At 37.5% G+C, this 25,659-nt stretch carries 29 protein-coding genes; 18 read left to right on the top strand and 11 right to left on the bottom strand.

Going from position 1 to position 25,659, the window contains the following annotated elements; all coding sequences use genetic code 11:
* The first annotated feature begins 140 nt into the window (after positions 1-140).
* The 7 genes from cysE to H6G44_RS07700 all read left to right on the top strand — a co-directional run bounded on the left by cysE (position 141) and on the right by H6G44_RS07700 (position 4,175).
* A complete protein-coding gene (gene cysE / locus H6G44_RS07730) occupies positions 141-872 on the top strand; it encodes a serine O-acetyltransferase (protein ID WP_190385918.1) in 732 nt (243 codons plus the stop codon).
* 23 nt (positions 873-895) lie between these two features.
* A complete protein-coding gene (locus tag H6G44_RS07725) occupies positions 896-1,153 on the top strand; it encodes an Asr1405/Asl0597 family protein (protein WP_190385917.1) in 258 nt (85 codons plus the stop codon).
* Between the two features lie 237 nt (positions 1,154-1,390).
* Positions 1,391-1,597: a DUF2949 domain-containing protein gene (locus H6G44_RS07720; protein ID WP_190385916.1), complete on the top strand. Its 207-nt coding sequence runs from the start codon at positions 1,391-1,393 to the stop codon at positions 1,595-1,597.
* Between the two features lie 327 nt (positions 1,598-1,924).
* Positions 1,925-3,055: a homocitrate synthase gene (nifV, locus tag H6G44_RS07715; RefSeq protein WP_190385915.1), complete on the top strand. Its 1,131-nt coding sequence runs from the start codon at positions 1,925-1,927 to the stop codon at positions 3,053-3,055.
* Positions 3,045-3,332, top strand: coding sequence for a nitrogen fixation protein NifZ (locus H6G44_RS07710; RefSeq protein WP_190385914.1), 288 nt, complete (start codon positions 3,045-3,047; stop codon positions 3,330-3,332). The genes nifV and H6G44_RS07710 overlap by 11 nt, the downstream gene beginning before the upstream one ends.
* Positions 3,307-3,510, top strand: a complete 204-nt coding sequence (gene nifT, locus H6G44_RS07705) for a putative nitrogen fixation protein NifT (protein WP_190385913.1) — start codon at positions 3,307-3,309, stop codon at positions 3,508-3,510. The genes H6G44_RS07710 and nifT overlap by 26 nt, the downstream gene beginning before the upstream one ends.
* 125 nt (positions 3,511-3,635) lie before the next feature.
* Positions 3,636-4,175, top strand: coding sequence for a (2Fe-2S) ferredoxin domain-containing protein (locus H6G44_RS07700; protein ID WP_190385912.1), 540 nt, complete (start codon positions 3,636-3,638; stop codon positions 4,173-4,175).
* A gap of 60 nt (positions 4,176-4,235) precedes the next feature.
* On the opposite strand, the gene H6G44_RS07695 is transcribed toward H6G44_RS07700, so the two are convergent.
* From H6G44_RS07695 to H6G44_RS07685, 3 genes are all read right to left on the bottom strand, one after another.
* Positions 4,236-4,982: a M50 family metallopeptidase gene (locus H6G44_RS07695; protein WP_190385911.1), complete on the bottom strand. Its 747-nt coding sequence runs from the start codon at positions 4,980-4,982 to the stop codon at positions 4,236-4,238.
* A 61-nt stretch (positions 4,983-5,043) separates the two neighbouring features.
* Positions 5,044-5,340 carry a hypothetical protein gene (locus H6G44_RS07690; RefSeq protein ID WP_190385910.1) on the bottom strand — a complete coding sequence of 99 codons (297 nt, stop codon included), beginning with the start codon at positions 5,338-5,340 and terminating at the stop codon, positions 5,044-5,046.
* 297 nt (positions 5,341-5,637) lie between these two features.
* Positions 5,638-6,078: a DUF29 domain-containing protein gene (locus H6G44_RS07685; RefSeq protein WP_190385909.1), complete on the bottom strand. Its 441-nt coding sequence runs from the start codon at positions 6,076-6,078 to the stop codon at positions 5,638-5,640.
* Positions 6,079-6,937: 859 nt separating this feature from the next.
* Between H6G44_RS07685 and H6G44_RS07680 the strand changes: the two genes are divergently transcribed.
* Positions 6,938-7,234: a DUF2288 domain-containing protein gene (locus H6G44_RS07680; RefSeq protein WP_190385908.1), complete on the top strand. Its 297-nt coding sequence runs from the start codon at positions 6,938-6,940 to the stop codon at positions 7,232-7,234.
* A gap of 139 nt (positions 7,235-7,373) precedes the next feature.
* On the opposite strand, the gene mnmE is transcribed toward H6G44_RS07680, so the two are convergent.
* Entirely contained in the window at positions 7,374-8,768 is a 1,395-nt protein-coding gene (mnmE, locus tag H6G44_RS07675) for a tRNA uridine-5-carboxymethylaminomethyl(34) synthesis GTPase MnmE (protein ID WP_190385935.1), read from the bottom strand.
* A 176-nt stretch (positions 8,769-8,944) separates the two neighbouring features.
* Here mnmE and H6G44_RS07670 point away from each other — a divergent pair, with 176 nt between their 5' ends.
* Positions 8,945-10,396 (top strand): slr1306 family protein, encoded by a 1,452-nt coding sequence (locus H6G44_RS07670; protein ID WP_190385907.1) that lies wholly within the window; start codon positions 8,945-8,947, stop codon positions 10,394-10,396.
* 364 nt (positions 10,397-10,760) lie between these two features.
* Here the strand turns inward: H6G44_RS07670 and H6G44_RS07665 are convergent, their stop codons facing one another.
* The 4 genes from H6G44_RS07665 to H6G44_RS07650 all read right to left on the bottom strand — a co-directional run bounded on the left by H6G44_RS07665 (position 10,761) and on the right by H6G44_RS07650 (position 13,481).
* A complete protein-coding gene (locus tag H6G44_RS07665; RefSeq protein ID WP_242031681.1) occupies positions 10,761-11,039 on the bottom strand; it encodes a HindVP family restriction endonuclease in 279 nt (92 codons plus the stop codon).
* 97 nt (positions 11,040-11,136) lie between these two features.
* Positions 11,137-11,775, bottom strand: a complete 639-nt coding sequence (locus tag H6G44_RS07660; protein WP_190385906.1) for a lysophospholipid acyltransferase family protein — start codon at positions 11,773-11,775, stop codon at positions 11,137-11,139.
* 101 nt (positions 11,776-11,876) lie between these two features.
* Positions 11,877-12,755, bottom strand: coding sequence for a phosphate ABC transporter substrate-binding protein (locus H6G44_RS07655; RefSeq protein ID WP_190385905.1), 879 nt, complete (start codon positions 12,753-12,755; stop codon positions 11,877-11,879).
* Positions 12,756-12,767: 12 nt separating this feature from the next.
* Positions 12,768-13,481: a PspA/IM30 family protein gene (locus H6G44_RS07650; protein WP_190385904.1), complete on the bottom strand. Its 714-nt coding sequence runs from the start codon at positions 13,479-13,481 to the stop codon at positions 12,768-12,770.
* Positions 13,482-13,949: 468 nt separating this feature from the next.
* Between H6G44_RS07650 and H6G44_RS07645 the strand changes: the two genes are divergently transcribed.
* The 6 genes from H6G44_RS07645 to H6G44_RS07625 all read left to right on the top strand — a co-directional run bounded on the left by H6G44_RS07645 (position 13,950) and on the right by H6G44_RS07625 (position 18,557).
* Entirely contained in the window at positions 13,950-14,441 is a 492-nt protein-coding gene (locus H6G44_RS07645; protein ID WP_190385903.1) for a hypothetical protein, read from the top strand.
* 47 nt (positions 14,442-14,488) lie between these two features.
* Complete coding sequence (locus H6G44_RS07640; RefSeq protein WP_190385902.1) at positions 14,489-14,881, top strand: DUF2358 domain-containing protein; 393 nt, start codon at positions 14,489-14,491, stop codon at positions 14,879-14,881.
* A gap of 43 nt (positions 14,882-14,924) precedes the next feature.
* On the top strand, positions 14,925-16,097 hold the full coding sequence (locus H6G44_RS07635; protein ID WP_190385901.1) for a TRC40/GET3/ArsA family transport-energizing ATPase: 1,173 nt from the start codon (positions 14,925-14,927) through the stop codon (positions 16,095-16,097).
* Positions 16,098-16,242: 145 nt separating this feature from the next.
* Positions 16,243-16,440: a 4-Cys prefix domain-containing protein gene (locus tag H6G44_RS20720; RefSeq protein ID WP_338078954.1), complete on the top strand. Its 198-nt coding sequence runs from the start codon at positions 16,243-16,245 to the stop codon at positions 16,438-16,440.
* 132 nt (positions 16,441-16,572) lie between these two features.
* Positions 16,573-17,718: a type IV toxin-antitoxin system AbiEi family antitoxin gene (locus H6G44_RS07630; protein ID WP_190385900.1), complete on the top strand. Its 1,146-nt coding sequence runs from the start codon at positions 16,573-16,575 to the stop codon at positions 17,716-17,718.
* Positions 17,719-17,720: 2 nt separating this feature from the next.
* Positions 17,721-18,557 carry a nucleotidyl transferase AbiEii/AbiGii toxin family protein gene (locus H6G44_RS07625; protein ID WP_190385899.1) on the top strand — a complete coding sequence of 279 codons (837 nt, stop codon included), beginning with the start codon at positions 17,721-17,723 and terminating at the stop codon, positions 18,555-18,557.
* A 78-nt stretch (positions 18,558-18,635) separates the two neighbouring features.
* Here the strand turns inward: H6G44_RS07625 and petL are convergent, their stop codons facing one another.
* Positions 18,636-18,731: a cytochrome b6-f complex subunit PetL gene (gene petL / locus H6G44_RS07620; RefSeq protein ID WP_190385898.1), complete on the bottom strand. Its 96-nt coding sequence runs from the start codon at positions 18,729-18,731 to the stop codon at positions 18,636-18,638.
* 242 nt (positions 18,732-18,973) lie between these two features.
* Between petL and aroB the strand changes: the two genes are divergently transcribed.
* On the top strand, positions 18,974-20,068 hold the full coding sequence (gene aroB, locus H6G44_RS07615) for a 3-dehydroquinate synthase (RefSeq protein WP_190385897.1): 1,095 nt from the start codon (positions 18,974-18,976) through the stop codon (positions 20,066-20,068).
* Between the two features lie 39 nt (positions 20,069-20,107).
* Here aroB and H6G44_RS07610 read toward each other — a convergent pair whose 3' ends face one another.
* The gene (locus tag H6G44_RS07610; protein ID WP_190385896.1) at positions 20,108-20,473 is read right to left on the bottom strand and encodes a hypothetical protein; all 366 of its coding nucleotides are present in this window, start codon (positions 20,471-20,473) and stop codon (positions 20,108-20,110) included.
* 105 nt (positions 20,474-20,578) lie between these two features.
* On the opposite strand from H6G44_RS07610, the gene H6G44_RS07605 reads away from it, so the two are divergent.
* Entirely contained in the window at positions 20,579-21,493 is a 915-nt protein-coding gene (locus H6G44_RS07605; protein WP_190385895.1) for a glutaminase, read from the top strand.
* Here the strand turns inward: H6G44_RS07605 and H6G44_RS07600 are convergent, their stop codons facing one another.
* Positions 21,494-22,774, bottom strand: coding sequence for a hypothetical protein (locus H6G44_RS07600; RefSeq protein WP_190385894.1), 1,281 nt, complete (start codon positions 22,772-22,774; stop codon positions 21,494-21,496). It lies immediately after the preceding gene.
* A gap of 531 nt (positions 22,775-23,305) precedes the next feature.
* Here H6G44_RS07600 and psaA point away from each other — a divergent pair.
* The gene (gene psaA / locus H6G44_RS07595; protein ID WP_190385893.1) at positions 23,306-25,564 is read left to right on the top strand and encodes a photosystem I core protein PsaA; all 2,259 of its coding nucleotides are present in this window, start codon (positions 23,306-23,308) and stop codon (positions 25,562-25,564) included.
* Positions 25,565-25,659: the final 95 nt, after the last annotated feature.

The raw sequence follows: 25,659 nt of genomic DNA, 5'->3' as shown, positions 1-25,659 counted from the left end.
TGTTAAATAGGGAGTTAAACATATTGAGTACAAGCTTAATAAATTTAATAAATTTAATCTGCATTGCTAATTTTTTCCATGGGAGAGTCATCTGATATAAAGATAAAAACTGTACAAAATTATTTCACCTAACAGTACCAATGCACCAGTCTTTAAACATAATCAGTAAAACCGAAACCGTAAATACAAAGCCAGAAAAAAATGTAAATTCTAGAGCTTTTTTAGAACCATTAATTAGTGATTTTCGGATTATTTTTGACCGTGATCCAGCCGCACGTAATTGGTTAGAAGTCATATTTTGTTACCCTGGATTTCATGCTCTTTGTTTACATCGTCTTGCACATTGGTTACACCTCCATAAAATGAGTTTTATTCCTCGGTTTATCTCCCATTGGGGACGGTTTTTGACAGGAATTGAAATTCACCCAGGGGCAAAAATTGGCAAGGGTGTATTTATTGATCATGGCATGGGTGTGGTAATTGGTGAAACTGCCATTATCGGAGATTATGCTCTTATTTATCAGGGTGTAACATTAGGAGGAACTGGCAAAGAAAGCGGTAAACGTCATCCAACTTTGGGTAATAATGTGGTCGTCGGTGCGGGTGCCAAAGTATTAGGAAATATTCAAATTAGTGACCGAGTTCGCATCGGTGCAGGATCAATTGTTTTACGTGATGTGCCTCCAGATGCCACTGTTGTGGGCATTCCTGGACGGATTATTGCTCCTAAGTCTAGTAACCACATTTCTCCCTTAGAACATGACAAATTACCCGACATAGAAGCAGGTGTAATTCGTTTTTTACTTACCCGCATTGAGCAATTAGAACAACAAGTTCAAACTCTCACAAATCATCATCAAGATGATCAATAACCTTAACTCCGTAAATTTTACTCATGTCACCAAATTGTAATTTTTTAACCATAGGTGAACAAATCTTGCAAATCCCTTTAGGTGATAGATGGTGTATTTATCACCGTTTGCAAGAGTTGATGATTTCCTGTTCTTGTTCCCCGGATGGGTCTTTGTGTGTACAAATTAATAACTTGCAAGAAGCAATTATTGTTAATAGTATATTGATGCAATTTTTTGCCCCTCGTTATCAATTGGTGACATGGTTAGAAAATTGTTTGTGTAATGAGATTGGGTTTTAACGAGTATGAATAATCACTATTAATGATTTTAGGAATGTTTAATTAAAAACATATCAGAAGTTAATTTTGGATGTAAATCCGATTCTTCTCAAGTCATTATTCACTCACAAACTATCTTGCATATTGAAGATAATTCGCATAAGCTTAATTTCACCCAGTTTGCTAAAACTAAAAGAAATAGTAATTGCTAATGGGAATCTTGTACTTTATATTGATTGCAATTGTTAATGTTCAATTATGGTAATTAAGAGTAGTAATAAAAAGTTGTTGCAATTTCTCCAAAAAGAACTAGCACTTTCCCAGGCTGATATTGCTGTAGCAACACGACATCCTGAATTTAATCATGGACCATTACCAATGCTGCTTTGGCAATATGGTTTAGTGGATTTACAACAACTAGACAGAATTTTTGATTGGCTTGCAGAACATCCTGAATCTAAGTAAATAGAAAATTATCAGTAAAAACATGAGGTAAAAATCATAATTACTAGAACAAGTATGTTGTTTTTTACATAATTTACCAAGATTTTTATAGGTTATTTGTTATCCATAAAATCAATAAATAACACCAATAAAAATACTTTCTAAATTATACTTATTTTTTGTTTTCTTCCATACAGATGCAACAGAAATATTTGATCAATAATTAAGGATCGTAAATCATGAATCATGATTTATTCGCTCAACTAAATATTTATTGTCCATCTACGACTTTAAAGAATTGTAGCGAACAAGGATATTAGAAAAAACTCCGCTAGAGGGATGTTGAAAATGTATCAAATCATGATTAATGATACGACATTACGGGATGGAGAACAAGCGGCAGGTGTTGCTTTTAACCTAGAAGAAAAAGTAGCGATCGCTCAATTCTTAGATACCATTGGTGTCCATGAATTAGAAGTAGGAATTCCCGCCATGGGAGAAGAAGAAATTCGCGCCATTGTTGCCATTCGTAACTTAGATCTTAACGCTAAATTATTAGGCTGGAATCGGGCTGTAATCTCAGATATTAAAGCTTCTATAGCCTGTGGATTGCAGCGAGTACACATTGCCATTCCCGTATCTGGAGTTCAAATTGCCGCTAAATTTCATGGTCAATGGCGAGTAAGTTTACAAAAACTAAAAGACTGTATTAGCTTCGCATTAGATCAAGGTCTTTGGGTATCAGTTGGAGGAGAAGATTCTTCTAGAGCCGACGAAAATTTTCTCCAAGATGTTGCCCTATTATCTCAAGAATGGGGAGCATCTCGGTTTCGTTTTTGTGATACAGTTGGGGTACTTGATCCCTTCCGAACTCACCTAAAAGTTAAGCATTTAGTATCAACTCTATCAATTCCTATTGAGATTCACACCCATAATGATTTTGGATTAGCAACTGCCAATGCCTTAGCCGGAATAAAAGCTGGTGCTGTATCTGTAAATACTACCGTTAATGGACTAGGAGAAAGAGCCGGAAATGCAGCTTTAGAAGAAATAATTATGGCTCTAAAATGCATTTACGGTGTTGATTTAGGAATTCAAACTCAACACTTGTTAAAACTATCTCAATTAGTCGCTAAAGCCTCTGGTGCTAAAGTTCAACCTTGGAAAGCAATTGTGGGTGAAAATACCTTTGCTCATGAGTCCGGTATTCATGCTCATGGTGTACTGCAAAACCCCGTTACTTATGAACCTTATGCTCCTGAAGATGTGGGTTGGGAACGGCGTTTAGTCATAGGTAAACATTCTGGTCGGCATTTATTATCTAATCTATTAGAACAGCATGGCATCTTTCTTGATTCTCAAGAAACCCAAGCTATTTTAGATGTAGTCCGTCAGCAATCAATCCTCAAAAAACGCAGTCTCACTACAGAAGAATTATTAAATTTAGTCAGCGAAAAAAGGTATTCCCATGCAACGTGATGAAATAGAACTCAACTCGCAACCTATTTTTGAAATTGGTCAAAAAGTCCGAGTTAAGAAACTAATCAAAAACGATGGAACTTTTCCCGGTAGAGAAATTGGAGAAGTTTTAGCAAAAATTGGTGATGTTGGTTATGTTTCCAGCATTGGCACATTTTTGCAAGCGTATTATATCTATGCTGTACATTTTTTAGAAACAGGGTACATCATTGGTTGTCGAACAAGAGAACTAGAATCTGCTGAGGAAAAACATGAAAGTAATGTTACGCATGAATGATGCTGGTACTTTAGTTGTCTATGTCGCTAAAAAAGACCTAGAAGAAGAAGTAGTCAAACAAACAGATAGTGAAACAGGTAAAATTCTCACTTTAGCTAATGGTTGGGAATTAGAATTTAGTGAATTTCCCGATAAAAGTCGTTTACCCCTAACTGTAGAAGCTAAACGTCTTTCTTAAAATCTCACAAAATTTACAGGAGGTAAAAGGTAAAAATCTTTTTTCCTCTTCCCTCTTCCTGGAAATCATTAATATCACCGAAGTAGGGTTGATTATTTTCTCTTGAATAAATTGAGTTATTGCAAATGGGTGAAAAATATTTGACTTTATCAGAATTGAATATTGAAGGACAGTTTTTAGGGTTTCTGGGTAAAAAAGTTGGGAAATATAAACATTTACAATTAGCAATTCCCGCAGGAAATATCAAAATCAAAATCCCTAAATATTTACGCTCTTCCCTGATTTCATCTTTAGTCCCCGGTGAACAAATTCGGATAGATGCTATTAGTAAATTAAATCCCCGTAATCAACTGAAATTACAACCTTATCAAATCCAAGCAATTGGTTTTTGTCCCCTCGACAATCCACCTCCCCCACCTCAAGCCAAAATTATGGTATGTCAAAAATCTGGCTGTCTAAAAAGGGGTGCGAAAGCGTTATTATCGGACTTAGAAAAAACCTTGGGCGACCGCGGGTTATCTGATAAAGTGACAATTGAACATACCGACTGTCAAAAACGCTGTACCAGCGCCCCCAATTGTGCTTTAATATTAGGTAAACAGCAATATAAAAAAGTTCATCCACAAGCCATAGCCTCTTTGCTAGAGCATCATTTAAGTACGTAGGTTAACGTCAAAAATTGTCTTTATAAAAAGGCAATTTTACATTTCTTGAACCAGCATTAATTACTGCTTTTTGGAATAGACAATACGGAGACTTTGGACTAAAATCATCAATGAAGCCATGGCCATTAATAACCCCCAAAACCAATAAGGTAAAAACAAATACCGCTGCATTTGCCCTGTATCTGAAAGTCCCAACGGACCAGCAGTATAACTAAATAAATAATTAAGTTGATGATAGGTACTTATACAAGCTTGGACACCTAAAAATTGAATTGCAAACCCTTGTACCCAAATAGGTGTTTTTAGCGCAACAGCCAAAATCATCAAACCTAACAGGGGAATTGTCACCAAACCAAACCACGAACGCACCCAAATCAATGTAGACAGCAGTAAAAATCCCCCTAAAATCTTTAAACTCAAGGAAGTGGTTCTCCAACTCCTAGAAGCCATAATTAAGCTTGCACCAGCAATAGGTGGACCCATTGGACCTGCAGCCGCTACCAAGCCAATACCAAGGTATCCCCACGCGCCACTTAAAGTATAATGAGCTACACCAGAACCATTGGCAAAAATTTCTAATTTTTGAAATTGTCCCCCCAAAATCAAGGCCATCAAACCGTGACCCATTTCATGAAACCAAGTTGCTAAAATAGAAAATGGGTATAGAATATAATTACCTATGGGTATTTGCCAGATAATTGCCGTAATTATCGCCGCCACCACTAACCAGGTTAGTCCCATTTGTTCTACTTCCGTGGCAGTTTCTTGAGTAAATAGAAATGGGGAATTTTTACCGGGTTCTCTCATTAACTGACTCTCCTGTGCGTAATTACACTAATTATCAGAGTATTATTTAATATATCATCATTTATTCCCAAGTCGCGGCACTTCTTAACAGAGGAGGAATTTCACCCTGTGACAAAGGAAACTCTAATATCGTTTCTTTATAACCCAAATATCCAGACTCAGTAAAAGATAAAAGCATTCTTTCTAAGGCCAACCAAACTTCTGACTCGTATTCCCAATCATGATTACGTCTAGCACGTCCAGCAATTGAACGTAAAGCCCAAAAGTAAGAATTTCTAACCACAGAACCGCCTTTTTTAAATTCTGGGACATCTTGATGATGGATAAATAAAACGTTATTTTCAATTCTGGATCTCATAAATATAACATAGCAGAAGTCAGGAAAAATAAATTATCTATAACCTGAAAATAGCTGAATTATTCATGGTTTGGGCATTTTTGCCGAGGAGGTTGGGTAAAAAATAGTAAAATTATTAAACACCCCCTTGACAAATTTCTGAGTATCGGTTATATTCTTGTCATGGTCTAGATATTGCCTAAGGCAAGAGAATTTAATAACTGCGTAAGTACGTTCATCACGGTCATAACATATTTGTCCGCGAAATTTGTCGTTTTGTCTCGGCTATCCTAATGTTAGGTAAACCGAGCTTTGCACTCAGACAATTGAACTATTTAACAAAACATCTAGATTCTGGGGAAAGGGGCAAATTCCCGGGAACCTGTTGTCGTGTTCTTTCGTCATGTTTTTAATGGCATCTTGGTAACATTCGTCCCTGATGGCTAAATAATAATCGCGCAAACTAGGAGAATCTCTAATAATGCGTTTCATTTCTTGCTGGGTACGACTAATAGTTAGTTGCCAACAGCGATAGAACTCGGGTGTGTTCACATAATAGCCTTTTAGTAAATGCTCAAACAACTTAGTTAAAAGACTTTCTAATTCTCTTCTCTCTCTTCCTGCTAATGCTTCTATCTCCTTGGTTAAATTTTCCCAGTCTACATTAAGATAATTGCGAGCTTTTAACTTGTCTACTGTGTTTTCAACCCATAGCACAAAGTCGGCTTGATAAAGGTTTTGGAGTGTTGTTTTAGGCATAAGAACTCACGGTAAGCGGGTAAGGAGTGTGTCTTCAGACCTGGGTGGGTATTGATATAGGTGGTTTTAACCGCAGGGAAAATTAAACTGGTGTGTAAGTAGATATAGTTACAAAAACCAGTGGACAAAATTTTTTGTCCTTTTGCTGAACAAAGTTCAGAGGTTTTCCCACCCGCAACAATATCAAGAAGATAGATTGGACATGATCCGAACCGGGGAATATTCGGAATTTCGCACAAAACCATCTTTCACAAGCTAGTCAAATTCACTGAGCTTGCATAAAATAAGTTCAGTGTCCTTAGCGTCGAGTTATTAATAGTGTTCATTTTGTTTGTTTCACGATGATTATACTAGACTTTTTGTGATTAATCAATATTTAAGAATTTAATATTTCCTTAGGACTTACGTACTGTGCTGGGGTAAGTCCTAGTTATAACTAGTCAAATCTCAATCAAAACCTACTAGTTATTTTCCGAGGTTGGACTCAGGTAAATAACAAGTTAGCTCACATTCCAGTACCCATTGAGAAGTACAACGAGGATAACTGTTTGGCTCACAAGACCATACTAGTTTGTAGTGGCAGTTTTCACCTTCCTCATCCTTAGGATTGGTTTTATTATTGTCTTCTGTGGGCGGTTTGTTGTTAGTTGTGTCCATAATTTAAGTTATCCTTAACCTATTTTTAACTTACTTTTAACTATTTTATATACAACTTACGAGTAAAAGGTAATTACTGACCTGGATTTTGTAATATTTATTTACATAGCACTTCATTTAACAGGTATATTTATATACTAATTATTAACAAAAAGTTCCCTATCGGGTAAAATGAAAGTAATAACCAAAAAAGTGGGGAATTATGTCGGAATTACGGGAGAAATTACAGCAAAATCTGGATCAAGCAGAATGGGAGTGGTTAATTCCCCATGTCCAAAAAGATGCGGTGATTTTGGTAGCAGAGAATTTAGATTTACTAGACGTGGGAGAAGCGATCGCTAGTGATAATATTTCATCAGTACAACATTGGATAGATGAACAATTATTAATCAAGCCAACGGTAGATCAGGTGGGAGAATGGAATCTCAACCGTGATAAGCGATTTAATGCTCTGATTGTTGAACCTTATGTGATCATCAAAGAAATTATTACCGACTAAAATTCTGTGATTTTGAGCTACAGCACTTCCCGGTATTATGAGGTACAAGATGCCCGCACCACAAGAGTTTCATGATTCAACTTTGTACCTCATCTTCAGCGGAAACCGCTGTATAGGGGACTGTAAACAATAAATAATCTTATTTACCAATACAGAAGCGGCTAAAAATCCGGTCTAAAACTGATTCTGTAACTTCTTCTCCTGTGATTTCTCCTAATGCTTGAATTGCTCCTCTTAAATCAATTGTCCAAAAATCTAAGGGTAATTGATCTGTGATTGTCATTTGTACTTGCTCTAAATCAATCTTTGCTTTTGTTAAAGCTGCTGCTTGTCGTTGATTAATTGCTAAATCCAGATCAGCAGCTTGAACTTTTCCCTGGTGAACTATTTCTAAAATCGCTGTTTCTAAATGATCAATTCCTTGATTTATGGCTGCTGCTGTAACAATTTTGGATTTTGGATTTTGGATTTTAGATTTTAGATTTTCCTGTTCTGCTAATGAAATTAAGTCAATTTTATTAATTACTAAAATTACCGGACGGTGTTTTACTTGTTCATAAATTTCTTGATCTGCTAGTGTCCAACCGGAGGCCGCGTCAATAGTAAATAATACCAAATCAGCATTATTAGCAGCACGACGAGATCGTTCTACACCGATTTTTTCTACCTGATCAACTGTTTCCCGAATCCCTGCTGTATCTAATACTTGAATGGGAATTCCTCCCACAACCAATTGAGATTCTACCACGTCGCGGGTTGTTCCTGGTAAATCTGTAACAATAGCGCGATCGCTTTGACTCCAAGCATTTAATAAACTTGATTTTCCCACATTTGGCCGCCCTACTATCGCCACTTTTAAACCAGTTCGTAATAATTCACCTTTTTCTTTTGTGGCTAATAATTTGCTAATTTCCGCCGTTAATTGCTCAATATCTGCAATAATTCTTTGTTGATCTAAAGGTGGTAGATCTTCCTCAAAATCAATTCTGGCTTCAATTTCTGCTAAAATATCTAAACAGTTAGATCGTAGTTTGCGGATAGGTTGGGCTAATTTACCTTGTAATCCAGCTAAAGCCGTTTGAGCAGCTTGAAGTGATTTTGCTCCCACTAAATCGGCGATACTTTCCGCTTGGGTTAGGTCCAATCTACCATTTAAAAACGCTCTGAATGTAAATTCTCCCGGTTGAGCTAGTCTTGCACCATTTTCTAAGCATAGTTGTAATACTTGTTGTACCGCCATAATTCCCCCATGACAATGAAACTCTACTACATTTTCACGGGTAAAAGAACGAGGGGCTTGCATTATTAATAATAAAGCTTCGTCAATAATTTGCTTTGTTTGGGGTTGACGGATATAACCATAAAGGATGCGGTGACTTTCCCAAATTTGTCGCCCTGGGGAGTAAAATAGAGTATGAGCGATCGCCATGGCCTGATCACCAGAAACCCGCACAATACCTACACTACCTTGTTGAGGGACAACAGCAGTAGCGATCGCTGCAATAGTTCCAGTGTTAGCCAATAATTCGGACATCAACGATTTTTCTCAAAATTCGGGACTATCGGATTAAATCTCATCTTCAATCTCTACAGTATACTAGCACTATACACAAAACTTAAAAAAAGCTAGGGGACAGGGAACAGTTTCAGTTAATCCTTACAGTTGAATGCAAAATTCCCCTCTACAATGAAAGTAAAAGCTTTTTCCTCATGTGGAGAATCACAATTGTGAAGTTACAGCGACCGATTTTAGTAGGAGGACTAGGACTATCGTTCTTCCTATGGATATTAGACAGTTGGCATGATTCAATAGTACCAGCGGGGGAATTTGCACTCCTGACAGCTTTAACTGTTGGTGGGGGGTTGTGGTTATGGAGAAAAAATCAGCCCCTATTAGGTCAACCGTTAAATGATACAATTATAGACCGGGTGGTTGTGGAACAGGCGATCGCTCAAACCCAAGTAATAATTAATCAACTTGCTCAAGAAGCAGCTAATCATCCCCAACTAGCAATTCTCCGCGAAAAACTGGCTAAATTGCCCTTAGAATTGAATAGAAAGGAAATTTCTATTGCAGTGACAGGTGGTAAATCCGCAGGTAAAAGTACGTTAATCAAGGTTATTGAAAATACTAAGAACCTGCGGAGAATGTCTGTAGATTTTTCGGAAACAGCGCCTTTATTTTCCGTAATTGGTGAAGATTCTGATACTATCATCTTATCAATGATCGAGAAATCTGATTTTGTCTTATTTCTGACTAACGGTGATTTAACAGATTCGGAATTTCAGGTTTTACAACGGCTAAAAGCTCTAAAACAGCCAAATTTGATGGTTTTCAACAAGCAAGACCAATATCAACCTTCAGCAAGTGCTACAATTTTACAATCATTAAAGCAGCGAATTGGTGCAGATGTAGTTGCTATTGCGGCCTGTCCTGTACCTGTGAAAGTGCGAAAATATCAAGAAGATGGTTCTTTCCAAGAATGGATGGAACAACCAACGCCAGATATCCAGCAATTAACACAACAATTAGGGGAAATTATCGAACAGCGGAGGGAACAGTTAATATGTAATACCACAAACCGCCAAGTATTATTACTGAAAGCTGAAGCTAAAAATTGTTTAAATGGTGTGAGAAGAGATCAAGCTACACCCTTTATAGAACAATATCAATGGATTGCAGCAGCGGCAGCATTTGCTAATCCCGTACCTGCTTTAGATATTCTTGCAACTGCGGCGATTACGGCTCAAATGGTAATAGACTTAGGTAATATTTATCAGCAGAAAATATCCGTAGAACAAGCGCGACAAGTGGCTGTAACTATGGGAAGTTTAATATTGAAATTAGGCCTAGTGGAACTTTCAACTAGAGCGGTAACAGGTATTCTGAAAACTAATATTGCTACTTTTGTTGCTGGGGGAATGGTAGAAGGAGTTAGTGCTGCTTACCTAACCAGAGTAGCTGGATTAAGTTTAGTTGTATATTTTGAACAGCAAGAAATGGCTATAGCAGCGGGAAATGTTTTAGATATTGACAAACTGCGTCAAGTTTTGCAAACTGTATTCCAGCAAAATCAAAAAATAGCTGTTTTGGAAGCTTTTGTCAAGCAAGGTGTAAAGCAGTTGTTACCAGAAGTTAAAGCGGTGGAAGTTATAGCTTAATCTTCCATATCCCTGATTTCTTCAATAAGTCGGGGATATGAATCGTTTCCCAGTCTAATGAGAGGATGTTTGAAAAGTGGTATTCTGTAATTTTCATCACATTGCTACCCCCCTTAATCCCCCCTTGTAAAGGAGGGAAACAATAAAAATCCAGTTCCCTCCCCTTTATAAGGGGAGGGTTAGGGTGGGGTAAAAAATATTTGATACATCAACCATAACTTTTCAAACACCCTCTGAGGTGCTAATTTATTTCCTATTCCCTGTTCCCTATAAAAAACTTTTTACATCATTTTTGCTTTTTTAGAAATTAATCATGAATTTTATTTAAACAGTTAGTGATATCATAACATTAGATATGTGGTATTTATTTTGCTATATTTTCACTTATTAAAGTATCTAAACTATCTACAATTTGAGAAATAAAAGGCAATACCTGACGGATACTTGACCAATCTTCAATTTGACTACATACAGGTTGAAGATAATTGAGTAATTTATCTCTTGAATTTTCAAATTCATGAGCAATACTCAAAGCAAGATAGACAATAGTATATTGATTCTTTCCCCAACTTTCTCTTTGAGAAAAATCTCTATTAGAATGATTTAATCCAAATAAACCTACTTGTAAATTTTCGGGTTGCATTAGGCTGAATTTGATAATTAACTTACATAAAAACGCATTTATTATTTATGTTGAAAACCCTTATGGGGTAGGCATCTTGTCTGCCATGTAAAAAATTTTACCTGCCCAAATCGTGCATTTCATTAATTGCGTTCGCACACCTTTGAGTAACCATTTCCAATTCCTCTTTCTTAGTAGAACTGGGAGCGTCAATTAATTGACCAATTCTAATAGTCAAAGGTACGGAACGAGGTAAAGAAGAACCCGGTTGTAAAATCTTCTCACTTCCCCATAAACACACTGGTAAAAAAGGAGCTTTGGCCTTAGCTGCGAGGAGGGCTGCACCTCTTTTCGGGTCATGAATGCGACCATCAGTAGTGCGTGTACCTTCTAAAAACACACCTACAGCCCAACCATTATCTAAATATTCTAAAGCAGAACGGATCGCATTGCGATCAGCACTACCGCGACTAACAGGGTAAGCACCGTATAATTTAATTGCTTGTGCTAAAACAGGAACTTTAAATAATTCTTCCTTAGCCATATACGCGACTGGACGCAGGACAGAAGTAGAAACTATAGGAGGGTCAAAATAACTAGCATGATTACTAACAACTATTAAAGGTCCAGATTGGGGGACATTTTCCGCACCATAAATCTTGCCACGAAAGTATGTGTGCAGCAAAGGGCTAATCACCGACCACTTAAAGGCGTGATACAGTGCTAAACTAATTAAGGGTTCACGAGTTCTAGTCATAGAAGATAATATAAATAAAATAGAATCCAAAAGTCAGAATTTAGGAGTCAGAACTCATTTTAACCTCTAACTCCCAAATCTAACCGCTGATTTTGCCTGTATTAGTTTCCTAACGTTAAAGCCTGTTGTCCTTGAGATGAGGTAGCATAACCTAGCAATGCTTGTACTTCAGCACTAGCAGGGTCTTTATAGACATAATACAGCGATCGCTGGTAAGGATAATTACTTGCATCTGGAGTCAAACCATCTACGGAGAGAACTCGCGCCTGTGTTTGATTAGCAACTTGAGCAAAGGTAGCATAACCAATACCATCTGTTCCCAAGGCTTGAATTAAGGGAGTTGTGGCATCTCGTGGTAATGTTCTAATATTGGGTGTAGTTCCAAAATTAGCTCCTTTTAGCACCAATTCTTTAAACCCTTGGTGAGTACCACTAATTGCTGGACGATTAATGACGCGGATAGTCGCAGATGGACCCCCCACCGCTGACCAGTTATTAATTTTTCCCTGAAATATATCTGCAATTTGACTACTGGTTAGTCCTTGCTTAAAAGGATTTGCTGTACCGACCATCAAAGCGATCGCATCTTGTGTTACAATCACAGCTTTTAATCCCTTACTTTGCTCCTGTGCTGTCAATGGTCTGGAAGCCGCCGCAATCTCAACTTTACCAGCCAATAAAGCCTGAATCCCCTTATCAGTTCCATTCGCTACAGCTTCCACCTTCGTACCAGGAAACTGTTTCTCAAAGCCATTTTTGAGACTTTGGTTAATTGTCACCATACTAGTAGAACCGTCTATTTTTACGGTAGTACCGCTGGCCACTGTCCCTGGTAACGGGAAAGCCCCAGGGGTGACAGTGGGGGAATTATTTACTATTAGGCCAGGGTTACGCATAAAAAACCACCAATAACCACCACCTATAAGCCCTAAGAATAGCAAAATGAAAACAATAGGCGGCGGACCACTTTTCTGGCTCATAAAAATTCCTAATTATTCTGGTAGTTGTTTAGGGTTAGAATCTTGTAATCTTTGTAAACGACGGGCAACTTCGTCGTCTAAGGTCATATTTTCGATTTCGGCCTGTAGTTTTTCCACTGGATTTTCCGACAATTCTGCTAAAGCTTCTGTCTTCAGATTTCGACGTTCAACTGCACCTTTTGCTTTTTCAAAATCACTCTTAGCAGAACCAATGTCAAATTCATTATTGACTTTAGCAATCATAGCCAGGGCTTCATTTACCTCTGACATATCCTTCATGTTCTGCATATCAGATTTGTAGGTTTCTAATTTTACGCGCTCCCGGTTGAGCCTATCCTTAGAAGCCTTAACAGCAGTTTCGGCCTGTTTAACCATTTCCTCCAGTTTAGGTAAGATTTGCTCTGTTTGAATAGCCTTAGCCATAGCCATTCGCGCCGCTTCTTCATTACCACCTTTTTGAGCAATCATGGCTTGCTGCTCTAAGGTTTTAAATTCTTTAATTTTTGTCTCATATTTATTTTTGGCAGTCTTATAAGCCCCTTCTTGAGCCGCAACGGCTTGAGCTAATTTTTGAACGGCTTCTTGCATTGACTGAAGGGATTCTTCAGCAACTGCTACAGCCACTTTACCACCAGACTCTACAGGCATTCCCCATAACCAGTTCCAAGTCCCAACTATAATTCGTCCTGCCCTTTCCCCCATTATCCAGTAGACAGCTTTTTTCATAACTGAAAGTTATTTTAGCTAGAGTGGTTATGGTAATATTTTTACTCTAGTATAGGCATACATGACAATTATCTGTCAACTTATTCAAGTATCTGAGTTTTGAACAATATCTAACTAGTGTTGGGTGGACAATTCCCATAACATCCAATTTCCAGGATAAATTATTCAAACGGTGTTGACTATTATGTCATTCTTTATTAAAAAGTATTTGAAAAATCAGAAAGATGATAAAAATCCCTATAGCGGCACGCACTTAAGTAAGATACAGACAGTCAATCATTAAGCCTCATGCTCAGGCTTTCCCACTCTTAATTGTATTGCATTGAATTTATAACCGCTATACTACCATTAGGCGGAGGTAGCTGGAAAATGGTTAGTTTATTTATACCGACCTTGATTAAACTGTGAAGCAATAAAGAGAACAAAATTAATAAAACATCCCCTATAAATCTTTAAGGAATCCAGACAATGACACTCCCACAAATTCAAACTCAAATCAATAACCAAACAGCTAAAATCAAGGAGCAGCAGCAAGCATTATTAGATTCTCAAAAAGAATTGTCTCTACTTTTGGAGCAGAAACAAATTATTGAAAAAGCAGCAAAGAAAAAGCTTAAAGAAGCCATAAAGCTATTAAAAGAAGCCCAAGCTGATTTAGAGTATTCTACTGAAGAGATTCTAGAAATAACTAAATCTAAAATGATTAGTCCTGAAGCAGAAAATAAGTTTGATTTAGAAAAAAATCACCAAAGTAGTTTAATTTTAGCGTCCTTAGAATCTACAGAAATTGATCCAGGAAAATCTGAACTTAGTCTCACGGAAGGTAAACAAGAATTAGTCAATGCCTTAGCCGAAAAGCTAGATGAGTTTGAATTTGCTCTATCCTGTTTACCCACAGAAGAAAGAGATTGTGCAAGAGTAAAATTACAAACTGTAATTGGTAATTTTGTAAATAAGTAATCAACGTTTTCTGCGTCCTAACTCCTGACTCCTACTATTCTTAATTTATGAATATTATCGAAATCATCAAATCAGATTATGCTAGATTTCCAGAAAATCAAACTTACAGCATTTATGCCCAGGATGTTTATTTTCAAGATGCTGTTTTCAAGTTTCGGGGAATTGAACTTTATAAATGGATGATTAAATTCATTCAAACTTTTTTCTTCAATCTCAAACTAGATTTACATGATATTCAACCTGAGGAAGAAATTATTAAAACTGAATGGACAATGAGTTGGCATTCTCCATTACCTTGGAAACCGTATATTTCCGTTTCTGGTTGGAGTGAATTACGTCTGAATGCCGAGGGTTTAATTGTTTCCCATATTGATTATTGGCACTGTTCCCGTTTAGACGTAATTAAGCAACATTTCATTTCTGGGAAAAAACCATCATAATGTAAATAAATGTAAATAAACTTCAGGCAGTAAGGAATCATTGATGCGAGTAATTTTAATGACAGGGAAAGGTGGCGTAGGAAAAACCTCCGTTGCCGCAGCCACTGGACTCCGTTGTGCAGAACTGGGATATCGGACATTAGTTTTAAGTACAGACCCCGCCCATTCCCTGGCAGATAGCTTTGACATTGAATTAGGACATGATGCCCGCCTCGTTCGTCCTAATTTATGGGGTGCAGAATTGGATGCTCTGCAAGAATTAGAAGGTAATTGGGGGGCTGTGAAACGCTATATTACCCAAGTTTTACAGGCCAGAGGTTTAGACGGCATTCAAGCGCAAGAGTTAGCAATTTTACCAGGTATGGATGAAATTTTCGGCTTGGTGAGAATGAAACGTCATTATGATGACGGCGAATATGAGGTTTTAATTATTGACTCTGCCCCCACTGGTACGGCATTACGGCTGTTAAGTTTGCCTGAAGTTGGTGGTTGGTATATGCGTCGTTTTTACAAACCATTTCAAAATATTTCCGTTGCCCTCAGACCGCTGGTAGAACCTTTTTTCAAACCCATTGCTGGTTTTTCTTTACCAGATAAGGAGGTAATGGACGCACCCTATGAATTTTACGAGCAAATTGAAGCTTTGGAAAAAGTTTTAACTGATAATACACAAACTTCTGTGCGTCTAGTTACCAATCCCGAAAAAATGGTAATTAAAGAGTCTCTTCGCGCTCATGCCTATTTGAGTTTATATAATGTAGCGACAGATTTGGTAATTGCTAACCGAATTATTCCCCAAGAAGTTACAGATCCATTTTTCCAAAGGTGGAAGGAAAATCAAGAACAATACCGTCAAGAAATTCATGATAATTTCTTACCTTTGCCAGTGAAAGAAGTACCTTTATACTCTGAAGAATTGTGTGGTTTAGCAGCTTTGGAAAGATTGAAAGAAACTCTCTACAAAGATGAAGATCCGACTCAAGTTTATTATAAAGAAACTACTCTCAGAGTTGTCCAAGAGAATAACCAATACAGTTTAGAACTCTATTTACCAAATATTCCCAAAAGCCAAGTTCAACTGAGTAAATCTGGAGATGAATTAAACATTACTATTGGTAATCATCGCCGTAATTTAGTATTACCTCAAGCTTTAGCTGCACTGCAACCAGCAGGGGCAAAAATGGAAGATGATTATCTGAAAATTCGCTTTGCTTAATAGGTGAATTTTATCTAAATACAGACATTCCCAATTTATTAAAAATTTGGGAATTTTCTTGTTTTGACAAATACTATATATTTCTAGAAAAGAGTTGCAATTGAGAAGTAAATAGAGATTTTTCACTCAGAATATTTTTTAGCAAATGAGCTATTGTATCAACCCGCACTGTCCCAAACCGATTGACCTAGCAAATGCAAATAATCCTATTTGTCGTAACTGTGGGTCACAATTACTGCTGCAAAATCGTTATCGGGTACTTAAATCACGGAATAACGAACCACTCCAGGCACAGAGGACACGGAGAAATGAGGGTTTCAGCGATATTTTGCGTAAGTTCTGAGTTAAGGTAGGTTGGGTTCAGTAACAGCGCAAACCAACAAGAAAAATCATAATCTTGAGTTTCCTTGTGTCAACCCAACCTACTTCTTAATAAATTATTATGAATAATAGCAACCTTTATTTCTAAAATGCTATGCAACCTAAGCATCCTTGGTTACAAAAATGTATACAAAAGCTGGAAGAATTACCCCAGATAGAGACAACAACAATTATAGAACCTTTTTTAGAAAATACTTTAGCGGATGGACTGTTAACTATATATACTCCTCATAATCAACTCAAATATATAGTTGAAATAAAAGCTCCTATTACTTTAGACACAGTTGATACAAACATTAATTATATCCACCATCTGAAAGAAAAACTGAGCAAAGATAGGAGAACATTGCTTATTACAGACACACTTTCTGATGAAGTTTTGGATTTGTTGTTAGAAAAAAATATTGAATTTATGGACACTACAGGTAATATTTATCTTAACAATTCATCACTATATATTTTAGTTAGAAGTAGTTCAATACAAAGCAAAAAATTACTATCTGCTTCTAAAATTACTACCAACACCCTAAAAGTAGCTTATGCTATACTTCAAGATCCAAGTATTTTGCAATATCATAATTTTGATTATGATTTAGAGCAGATCGTAAATGTTAGAGGTATTGATTCTACGATTGTGAAACCCAGTGTTTTGGAAATAATAGCAACCGTTGCAGGTGTTGACTTTCAAACTGTAAAATCCAGTCTAGAATCTTTGTATCAACTAAATTATTTACAACGTCAACGAAATGGAACATATCGAATTGAAAATTATACTAAACTTTTAGAAAGATGGGAAATGGGATATATAGAAAATTTGCGTCCAGAACTTTTAAGAGGGACATTTAGCACCAGAGAAAATATAGATTTTAACGATATATCGAAACAAATACGAGAAATAGCCCAAAACCAAAAAATTATAATTGGAGGAGAATTAGGTGCTGCACTACTTACAGGGTATTTAAAACCAATCAATATGACTATTCATATTCCTGAAGAATATAATTATCGGACGATAACAACCATATTACGTATCAAATTAGATCCCAAGGGTAATATTATCATCTTGAAGCAATTTGGAAATAACAATCAAGCTAAATATGACTTATCTGAACCTGTAGCAGACCCGTTACTTATTCATGCAGAATTGTGTTTATATCCAGATGAAAGACTCAAAGAAACAGCTAAACGTCTCTATGAAAAATATATTATTACAAGACAAGAAATAGCCGAAATAGTATAAACATGAAAAACTCATATCCTCAAATTGACTTAGAAACTAAAAAATTTCTCACCGATTTTAAATCTATCATTGATTCCTTAGAAGTACCTATGCTATTGATAGGCGCTCAAGCAAGAATATTAATCTTTGATAGTCAATATCAAGTTCAAGGTCGTGCAACAAAAGATTGGGATGTGGCGGTACAATTAGATAATTGGGATAGATATAATCTACTGATTAGTATAATGACGACTGGACAAAATCCCCTATTTAAGAAAACCAAAGTCATTCACAAGTTTATTCATATTGAAACAGAACTGGAAGTTGATGTTATTCCTTTTGGTGATATAAGTAAACCAAATCAGGAAATTAACTGGCCTGATGGTAATCAAATGAACATTTTGGGTTTAGAAGAAGCTTTTGCAAACACAGAAATTATAATAATTGATAACTTGGAAATTCGGGTAGCTGATATTGATGCTTTTATAGCGTTGAAATTATTAGCTTGGAATAATAGAAGAGAAAAGAAAGATTTAAAAGATATTATCACAGTATTACGGAAATCTCCTAATGAAGAAGATCAAGACCGGGTTTATGATGAATTTTTTGATGAAATTATAGAAGGAAGATTTGAAGTAGATGAAGCGGCTATTATTTTTATAGGTAGAAATATTCAAAATAAATTTAAAAGTGAGACTATTAATAAAGTTAAAGAAATTGTCGATATAATTCTGGAACAAGACACATATATTTCCCAATGTATGCCTAAAATTTTAGATATTGAAGAATGGGATGAAACTTTTGATAAAATAGTGAAACGGTTTGAATCACTTCAATATGGATTAACTAAGGATTTGTGAATGCTAATAAGTAATTAAATATTTAGTTTATAGACTAAACCCACATAAAGTGGGTTTAACTAACGTCTAATTGTAGAGTTAGAGTACCTTAGCTCCACGTAGACCAAATAACAGTCCGACAGCTACACCCATAAACACACCTAAAAATACAACATACTCAATTGCACCAGTCATGGCAGTTTCTCCAAATTAGTTACTTATTTATATTCAATCACAAGAATATTCGGTAAGTGAAAAACTCAATCACTTTAATTCCGAGAAAAACAACTCCTGAAAAATTCAGGTATTACTAAATTTACATTTCAAAACTCCTATCTTTATTCCTTCGCGTCTACCCTACAAGTCTTTAAGAGAGATTGCACGAAACACAAATTACGGTAAAATACTCAGACCAGTGATTATATTAAGGTTAGAGAATGAGTTCTGTAATTAAAGTAGATATACCAGAAAAATCCTATGATATTACCATTGCACCTGGGAGTTTAGATCAACTAGGTGAACAAATGGCCAGTTTGAAACTAGGTAAAAAAGTATTGCTAGTTTCCAACCCCATGATATTTAAACATTATGGACCAAAAGCGATCGCCTCTTTAGAAAATGCCGGTTTTCAAGTTGTCAGCTACAACCTACCCCCCGGAGAACGTTACAAAACCCTCAACTCCATTCAAAAACTCTACGATATCGCCCTCGGAAATCGCCTAGAACGCTCCTCAACCATGGTCGCCTTGGGGGGAGGTGTAATTGGTGATATGACAGGCTTTGCAGCCGCTACATGGCTGAGAGGAATCAATATTGTCCAAGTCCCTACCAGTCTCTTAGCAATGGTAGATTCAGCTATTGGTGGTAAAACCGGGGTAAATCATCCCCACGGTAAAAACTTGATTGGTGCATTCCATCAACCCAGTTTAGTCCTAATTGACCCAGAAGTTTTAAAAACCCTACCCGCAAGGGAATTTCGCGCAGGAATGGCAGAGGTGATCAAATATGGTATCATTTGGGATACCGAATTGTTTACTCAATTAACAGCAAGTAAACACCTTGACCAACTCCGCTATGTAAAATCCGACCTGATAAACATCATATTAACTCATTCCTGTCAAGCAAAGGCAGATGTGGTCAGCAAAGATGAAAAAGAATCTGGACTCAGGGCAATTTTGAATTATGGTCATACTATCGGTCATGCTGTCGAAAGCTTAACCGAGTATCGTCTATTAAAACACGGTGAAGCTGTAGGTATTGGTATGGTGACAGCAGGAGAAATTGCTGTAAAATTAGGACTTTGGTCACAAGGAGACGCAGAACGTCAAAACGCCTTAATTAAAAAAGCAGGTTTACCCACTCAAATACCCGCCGGTTTAGATATTGAAGCAATTATTGATGCTTTGCAACTAGATAAAAAAGTTAAATCTGGTAAAGTCCGCTTTGTATTACCAACCCAAATTGGTGCAGTCAAAGTTACCGACGAAGTACCAACGGAGATAATTAGAGAAGTATTATTGGGAAATAGGTAATTGGCAATGGGTAAGTTCTTCCCAATTACCCATTATCTATTAAACTGGTAAAGGTGCTGAACCATTCAATTGCCGAGCAGCATTGATACAAACAGGGCAATCACAGCCAAATAACTTGATAGCTAGATCACTTTCTGCATCAGAAAATTCTAATTCTTTGGGATTATTTATTTGTGCTTGTGCTATTTGTATGGGTTCTTTTGCAACTGAGGGAGGAGTATTACTTACTTGCATACATACCTGTTTCAGACTTGCAGAATGGGGAGACATAACACAAGATAGATGAGTTCCAGAAGTGTCAACTGTTTGACTAGCATGAGCAGGTCTAGCTATCATTACCATAGATATCATGGATGTGAACAATACGGGGCTAGAAATCAAAGTTAAAATAAATCTTTTGTTCATGTACTGTTAAAAACCTTGTCATTATGGAAATAAACCAATTTATCTTTTCCGACAACTTGGTTGTTGATCAGTCTACCTTACTATTATAATTTGAGGTTTGGGCTTTTGCTAGGAATAAAAAGCATTAATATACATAATTTATCTAAGTGGGTAGAACAAGCTAAAACCCAATCACTACACGGAGAAGTTATTAAACGCATTCCTCAACTCGCTGTAGCTAATCCTAACTGGTTTGCTGTTCATATAATTTGTAAAGCGGGAGAAAATTATAGTCTCGGAGATACGGATTGTATATTTCCTTTCATGAGTGTGATAAAACCATTTTCGCTACTATACCTACTCGAACATTACGGAGCAGAAAAGGTTTTACAATGGGTTGGGGTAAAACCATCGGACGCGCCTTTTAATTCTTTAACGCAATTAATAGCAGATAATGGATATCCTCGCAACCCCATGATTAATAGTGGTGCTATTACTCTCGCTGAGAAGTTACCAGGAGACAATGGAATTGATTGTACACAATTGTTTTGTAAATGGTTAAATGAATTAGCAGGTACTCAATTATATATAGATGCAGATATTCTAAATTCAGTTCGCATTAATCGTTCTCAGATAAATATAGATATTACTCACTACCTTTACAAAACCGGAAATTTAAAGAATATTGAATTATCTCTTGATGCTTATGAACAAATATGCTGTATATCTGGACGGGTAGAAGATTTAGCTAAACTAGGAAATATATTAACTTGTACAAGCGATTTTATTAAAAATCAACACCGTCAAATTGTGAACACCGTTATGTTAACTTGCGGCTTATATGAAGCGTCCGCTGAGTATGCTGTGAAAATTGGTTTACCGATAAAATCAGGTATTGGCGGTGGACTTTTGACAATAATACCAAATCAGGGAACAATAGCCAGCTACAGTCCTGCTCTAGATATTGTAGGTAATCCTGTAGCTGGTTTGGCACTAATGGAAACTATATCTCAAAAGTTGCAATTGAGTATTTTTTGTTAATTATTCTTGAATTTGAGATTGGTTAGCTGAACCTGTATCTATTTTATCCAAATTTGACTCTTTTGTTTCTATTACTTCTGTTTCTGGAGTTGGGGTAATTTCAGGAATTTCAGCTTCAGGAATTGGCTGTTTTTCGACTTTTACTGCTGGAGTTGGGATAATTTCAGGAATTTCAACTTCAGGAATTGGCTGTTTTTCGATCTTTACTTCTGGAGTTGGGATAATTTCAGGAATTTCAACTTCAGGAATTGGCTGTTTTTCGACCTTTACTGCTGGAATTGCTGTAGGAGTAGATTCAATAGCGGGAATCTTCGAGGCATAATTAGGGTCTACAATCCCACGAACTTCATCTGCTGTCAACTCCCCCCTGACAATTTTTGATAAAGTATCCTGACCATTAGGTTCGTAATTAATTAATCTGACAGTGGTATTAAAGGCATTAATTACAGGTTGTCCCTGATTATCTAGGAATTCCAATTGTACCAAAGTTTTACCAGGTTTAAACCCTTTCAGATAAATTGGTTGCCAACGGTCAATAATAAAACTTTCACCATTAACTGTACTACGAATGCGCCAATTACTCATGGTGTCGTCAGGATTAGTTTCAGCAACATCATGTAGTGGTGCATTAGTTAGGTAGAAATCCAGCATAATTGGTTCTGCACCATAACTACCATTAGGACGACTGTAAGTAAGTAGAGGTAATTGAGAATCTGGGTTATTTTCCTCAGTTTTCGTCAAAACGTGAAATGTGGTTTGAGTATAAGCACCTTCATTTTTAAAACTTTCATGCCACGGACGAGAAGCAAAAACCCGGAGAGTATGAGTACCAGGGGATAAATCCGATAATACCACTGGCTGATTTAAGTCGTAAACAGCCATGTAAGGTTGATTATCTAAAATTAGGTGCAAATGAGGTCCAAGTTGCCATTGAGGGTCTTTAAATATCGGTAAATCCTTAACTTGTAAACGGACTTTAGCTATATTGTCTTGGAGAATTTCATCTGCCTGGGGGCTAAGGATGCTAACTTGGGGTTGATAACCCTCTAAACTGGGACGTAATGCTTGGATAATATCTGGTGGTGAGGTTTCTGAAAATTTCCCATAAACCTCTAATGCCGGTGACGCTTTCACAAGAGGGTTTATAGATACTTCTTTGCTAGTCGCCGACTCAACGCAACCAGTCAAAGCTACAATTAGAACTAATGTAACAAACCATTTAATAATTGGGAATTTGTTCGAGAAAAGTGGCTCAAAAAATTTTCTGTACCCAGTGTTCATGTTTTGATTCCGTAATAGTTTTTAACAATTAACTCAATCATTGTCGCGCAAATTGTGAATCATAGACTATGGATTAAGTGCATAAATCTATGTCAAGAGTTATAAATTTACCTACATTTCTCCGATTACATTAACAAATAAGTGATTTTTTTGACTTTATCTCAGGGCAGAAATTGGCTTTGATGCCGCTACTTTTGGGTAAAAACAGTTAAATAGTAAGGGTTTGAGCCACTTTCCGTATAAATGATAAGTTTTTCCAATTGTTGTTCTTTGTAAATTAAATGAAGAGCCTATTGACTTTTGGACAATGTGTAGTAACTTCCAGAGCCAACTAGAGAATAAATTTGGCTATTTTTAATTATTGTTAACAGGTCTATAACAATATGCAAGTTAAGACTCTATAATTCAACAGAAACAACTTTTCTTTTCCACACGGCAACCGCATCGCCAAAACAGAGCAATCTGAAAACAGCGACTGTGCTATTCTAGGTGGTATTCATGATTCCCCATTCCTTATAGAGAGGAGGTCGAATGACGATTAGTCCTCCGGAGCGAGAGGAAAAAAAAGCAAGAGTGATCGTTGACAATGATCCGGTTCCTACCTCATTTGAAAAATGGGCAAAGCCAGGACATTTCGACAGATCCTTATCGAGAGGCCCAAAAACCACAACCTGGATTTGGGATCTCCATGCCCTCGCCCATGATTTTGATACACATACAAGCGATTTAGAAGACATCTCCCGCAAGATATTCGCCGCTCACTTCGGTCATTTGTCCGTAGTAGCAATCTGGTTGAGCGGGATGTTGTTCCACGGCGCTAAGTTCTCTAACTACGAAGCTTGGCTGGCTGATCCATTAGGAGTTAAGCCCAGCGCCCAAACAGTTTGGTCTATTGTTGGTCAAGACATTTTAAATGGTGATATGGGCGGCGGTTTCCGCGGCATTCAAACCACCTCTGGCTTGTTCCAAGTATGGCGTGGCTGGGGTATCACTAGCTCCTTCCAGCTATATGTAACTGCAATTGGCGGCTTGGTATTAGCAGGCTTGTTCTTATTTGCTGGCTGGTTTCACTACCACAAACGCGCTCCTAAACTGGAATGGTTCCAGAATGTGGAGTCAATGCTGAATCATCACCTATCAGTGTTGCTAGGCTGCGGTTCTTTGGGATGGGCTGGTCACTTAATCCATGTATCTGCACCAATCAACAAACTGTTAGATGCAGGTGTAGCAGCTAAGGACATCCCTCTGCCTCATGAATTGCTGTTTAATACAGCAAAAATGGCAGAACTTTACCCTGGTTTCGCTAGTGGTTTAACACCTTTCTTCACCTTAAATTGGGGAGCTTATGCTGATATCCTCACATTTAAGGGTGGTTTAAACCCAGTTACAGGCGGCTTGTGGATGACTGATATTTCTCATCACCACCTAGCGATCGCTGTACTGTTCATCGTTGCTGGTCATATGTACCGTACCAACTGGGGTATCGGTCACAGCATCAAAGATATTCTAGAAGCTCATAAAGGTCCTTTCACTGGCGAAGGTCACAAAGGTCTTTACGAAAACCTCACCACTTCTTGGCACGCTCAATTGGCTACTAACCTAGCTTTCTTGGGTTCCTTGACAATCATCATCGCCCATCATATGTACGCGATGCCTCCCTATCCTTACTTGGCGACAGACTACGCAACACAATTGTGTATCTTCACTCACCATATTTGGATCGGTGGTTTCTTGATTGTTGGTGGTGCGGCTCACGCGGCCATCTTCATGGTGCGGGATTACGATCCTGTTGTTAACCAAAACAACGTTTTAGATCGCGTGATTCGTCACCGTGACGCTATCATTTCTCACCTTAACTGGGTTTGTATTTTCTTAGGCTTCCACAGCTTCGGTTTGTACATCCACAATGACACCATGCGTGCTTTGGGTCGTCCCCAAGATATGTTCTCCGACAGCGCAATTCAATTGCAGCCAGTATTTGCTCAGTGGGTGCAAAACCTGCACACATTAGCTCCTGGTAACACAGCACCTAACGCTCTCCAAGTAGTTAGTCATGCTTTTGGTGGTGGAATTGTTGCCATCGGCGATAAGATCGCTATGATGCCCATTACATTGGGTACAGCGGACTTCATGGTTCACCACATCCACGCATTCACCATTCACGTTACTGTTCTCATCTTGCTCAAAGGTGTATTGTACGCCCGCAGTTCTCGTCTGATACCAGACAAGGCTAACTTAGGCTTCCGATTCCCTTGCGATGGTCCAGGCCGTGGTGGTACTTGCCAAGTTTCCGGTTGGGATCATATCTTCCTGGGACTGTTCTGGATGTATAACTCCCTATCAATTGTAATTTTCCACTTTAGCTGGAAGATGCAATCTGATGTCTGGGGAACAGTAGACCCAGATGGTACAGTAAATCACATTACTGGTGGCAACTTTGCAGAAAGTGCTATCACCATCAACGGTTGGTTACGTGACTTCCTGTGGGCGCAAGCTACACAAGTAATTAACTCCTACGGAACTGAGTTATCCGCTTACGGACTCATGTTCTTAGGCGCTCACTTTATTTGGGCGTTCAGCTTAATGTTCCTGTTCAGCGGTCGTGGCTACTGGCAAGAACTAATTGAGTCCATCGTTTGGGCGCACAATAAACTGAAAGTAGCCCCAACAATTCAGCCTCGCGCACTGAGCATCACTCAAGGTCGGGCTGTAGGTGTGGCTCACTACCTATTAGGAGGAATTGCCACCACTTGGGCATTCTTCCACGCACACATCCTCTCAGTAGGATAAAAATCAGTAGAATTTTGGGTTTTGGATTCTAAGATTTTAGATTCAATCCAAAATCCAAAATCTAGAATCTAAAATTTTGCTGACAAATAATGGCT

The sequence above is a fragment of the Aphanizomenon flos-aquae FACHB-1287 genome (assembly GCF_014698755.1).
In the GTDB taxonomy this organism is placed as follows: Bacteria; Cyanobacteriota; Cyanobacteriia; order Cyanobacteriales; family Nostocaceae; genus Dolichospermum; species Dolichospermum flosaquae.
This window is presented reverse-complemented; position numbering and strand designations above follow the sequence as displayed.

What these genes read in the sequence shown, in the direction of transcription:
- H6G44_RS07655 (WP_190385905.1), bottom strand. Translation starts at nt 12,755, where the DNA reads ATGAGCCAGAAAAGTGGTCCGCCGCCTATTGTTTTCATTTTGCTATTC.
- nifT (WP_190385913.1), top strand. Translation starts at nt 3,307, where the DNA reads ATGAAAGTAATGTTACGCATGAATGATGCTGGTACTTTAGTTGTCTAT.
- H6G44_RS07695 (WP_190385911.1), bottom strand. Translation starts at nt 4,982, where the DNA reads ATGAGAGAACCCGGTAAAAATTCCCCATTTCTATTTACTCAAGAAACT.
- mnmE (WP_190385935.1), bottom strand. Translation starts at nt 8,768, where the DNA reads ATGTCCGAATTATTGGCTAACACTGGAACTATTGCAGCGATCGCTACT.
- H6G44_RS07660 (WP_190385906.1), bottom strand. Translation starts at nt 11,775, where the DNA reads ATGACTAGAACTCGTGAACCCTTAATTAGTTTAGCACTGTATCACGCC.
- H6G44_RS07625 (WP_190385899.1), top strand. Translation starts at nt 17,721, where the DNA reads ATGAAAAACTCATATCCTCAAATTGACTTAGAAACTAAAAAATTTCTC.
- psaA (WP_190385893.1), top strand. Translation starts at nt 23,306, where the DNA reads ATGACGATTAGTCCTCCGGAGCGAGAGGAAAAAAAAGCAAGAGTGATC.
- H6G44_RS07635 (WP_190385901.1), top strand. Translation starts at nt 14,925, where the DNA reads ATGCGAGTAATTTTAATGACAGGGAAAGGTGGCGTAGGAAAAACCTCC.
- H6G44_RS07685 (WP_190385909.1), bottom strand. Translation starts at nt 6,078, where the DNA reads ATGCCTAAAACAACACTCCAAAACCTTTATCAAGCCGACTTTGTGCTA.
- H6G44_RS07710 (WP_190385914.1), top strand. Translation starts at nt 3,045, where the DNA reads ATGCAACGTGATGAAATAGAACTCAACTCGCAACCTATTTTTGAAATT.
- H6G44_RS07700 (WP_190385912.1), top strand. Translation starts at nt 3,636, where the DNA reads ATGGGTGAAAAATATTTGACTTTATCAGAATTGAATATTGAAGGACAG.
- H6G44_RS07720 (WP_190385916.1), top strand. Translation starts at nt 1,391, where the DNA reads ATGGTAATTAAGAGTAGTAATAAAAAGTTGTTGCAATTTCTCCAAAAA.
- aroB (WP_190385897.1), top strand. Translation starts at nt 18,974, where the DNA reads ATGAGTTCTGTAATTAAAGTAGATATACCAGAAAAATCCTATGATATT.
- H6G44_RS07600 (WP_190385894.1), bottom strand. Translation starts at nt 22,774, where the DNA reads ATGAACACTGGGTACAGAAAATTTTTTGAGCCACTTTTCTCGAACAAA.
- H6G44_RS07640 (WP_190385902.1), top strand. Translation starts at nt 14,489, where the DNA reads ATGAATATTATCGAAATCATCAAATCAGATTATGCTAGATTTCCAGAA.
- H6G44_RS07610 (WP_190385896.1), bottom strand. Translation starts at nt 20,473, where the DNA reads ATGAACAAAAGATTTATTTTAACTTTGATTTCTAGCCCCGTATTGTTC.
- cysE (WP_190385918.1), top strand. Translation starts at nt 141, where the DNA reads ATGCACCAGTCTTTAAACATAATCAGTAAAACCGAAACCGTAAATACA.
- H6G44_RS07650 (WP_190385904.1), bottom strand. Translation starts at nt 13,481, where the DNA reads ATGAAAAAAGCTGTCTACTGGATAATGGGGGAAAGGGCAGGACGAATT.
- H6G44_RS07670 (WP_190385907.1), top strand. Translation starts at nt 8,945, where the DNA reads ATGTGGAGAATCACAATTGTGAAGTTACAGCGACCGATTTTAGTAGGA.
- H6G44_RS07680 (WP_190385908.1), top strand. Translation starts at nt 6,938, where the DNA reads ATGTCGGAATTACGGGAGAAATTACAGCAAAATCTGGATCAAGCAGAA.
- H6G44_RS07665 (WP_242031681.1), bottom strand. Translation starts at nt 11,039, where the DNA reads ATGCAACCCGAAAATTTACAAGTAGGTTTATTTGGATTAAATCATTCT.
- H6G44_RS07630 (WP_190385900.1), top strand. Translation starts at nt 16,573, where the DNA reads ATGCAACCTAAGCATCCTTGGTTACAAAAATGTATACAAAAGCTGGAA.
- petL (WP_190385898.1), bottom strand. Translation starts at nt 18,731, where the DNA reads ATGACTGGTGCAATTGAGTATGTTGTATTTTTAGGTGTGTTTATGGGT.
- nifV (WP_190385915.1), top strand. Translation starts at nt 1,925, where the DNA reads ATGTATCAAATCATGATTAATGATACGACATTACGGGATGGAGAACAA.
- H6G44_RS20720 (WP_338078954.1), top strand. Translation starts at nt 16,243, where the DNA reads ATGAGCTATTGTATCAACCCGCACTGTCCCAAACCGATTGACCTAGCA.
- H6G44_RS07725 (WP_190385917.1), top strand. Translation starts at nt 896, where the DNA reads ATGTCACCAAATTGTAATTTTTTAACCATAGGTGAACAAATCTTGCAA.
- H6G44_RS07645 (WP_190385903.1), top strand. Translation starts at nt 13,950, where the DNA reads ATGACACTCCCACAAATTCAAACTCAAATCAATAACCAAACAGCTAAA.
- H6G44_RS07690 (WP_190385910.1), bottom strand. Translation starts at nt 5,340, where the DNA reads ATGAGATCCAGAATTGAAAATAACGTTTTATTTATCCATCATCAAGAT.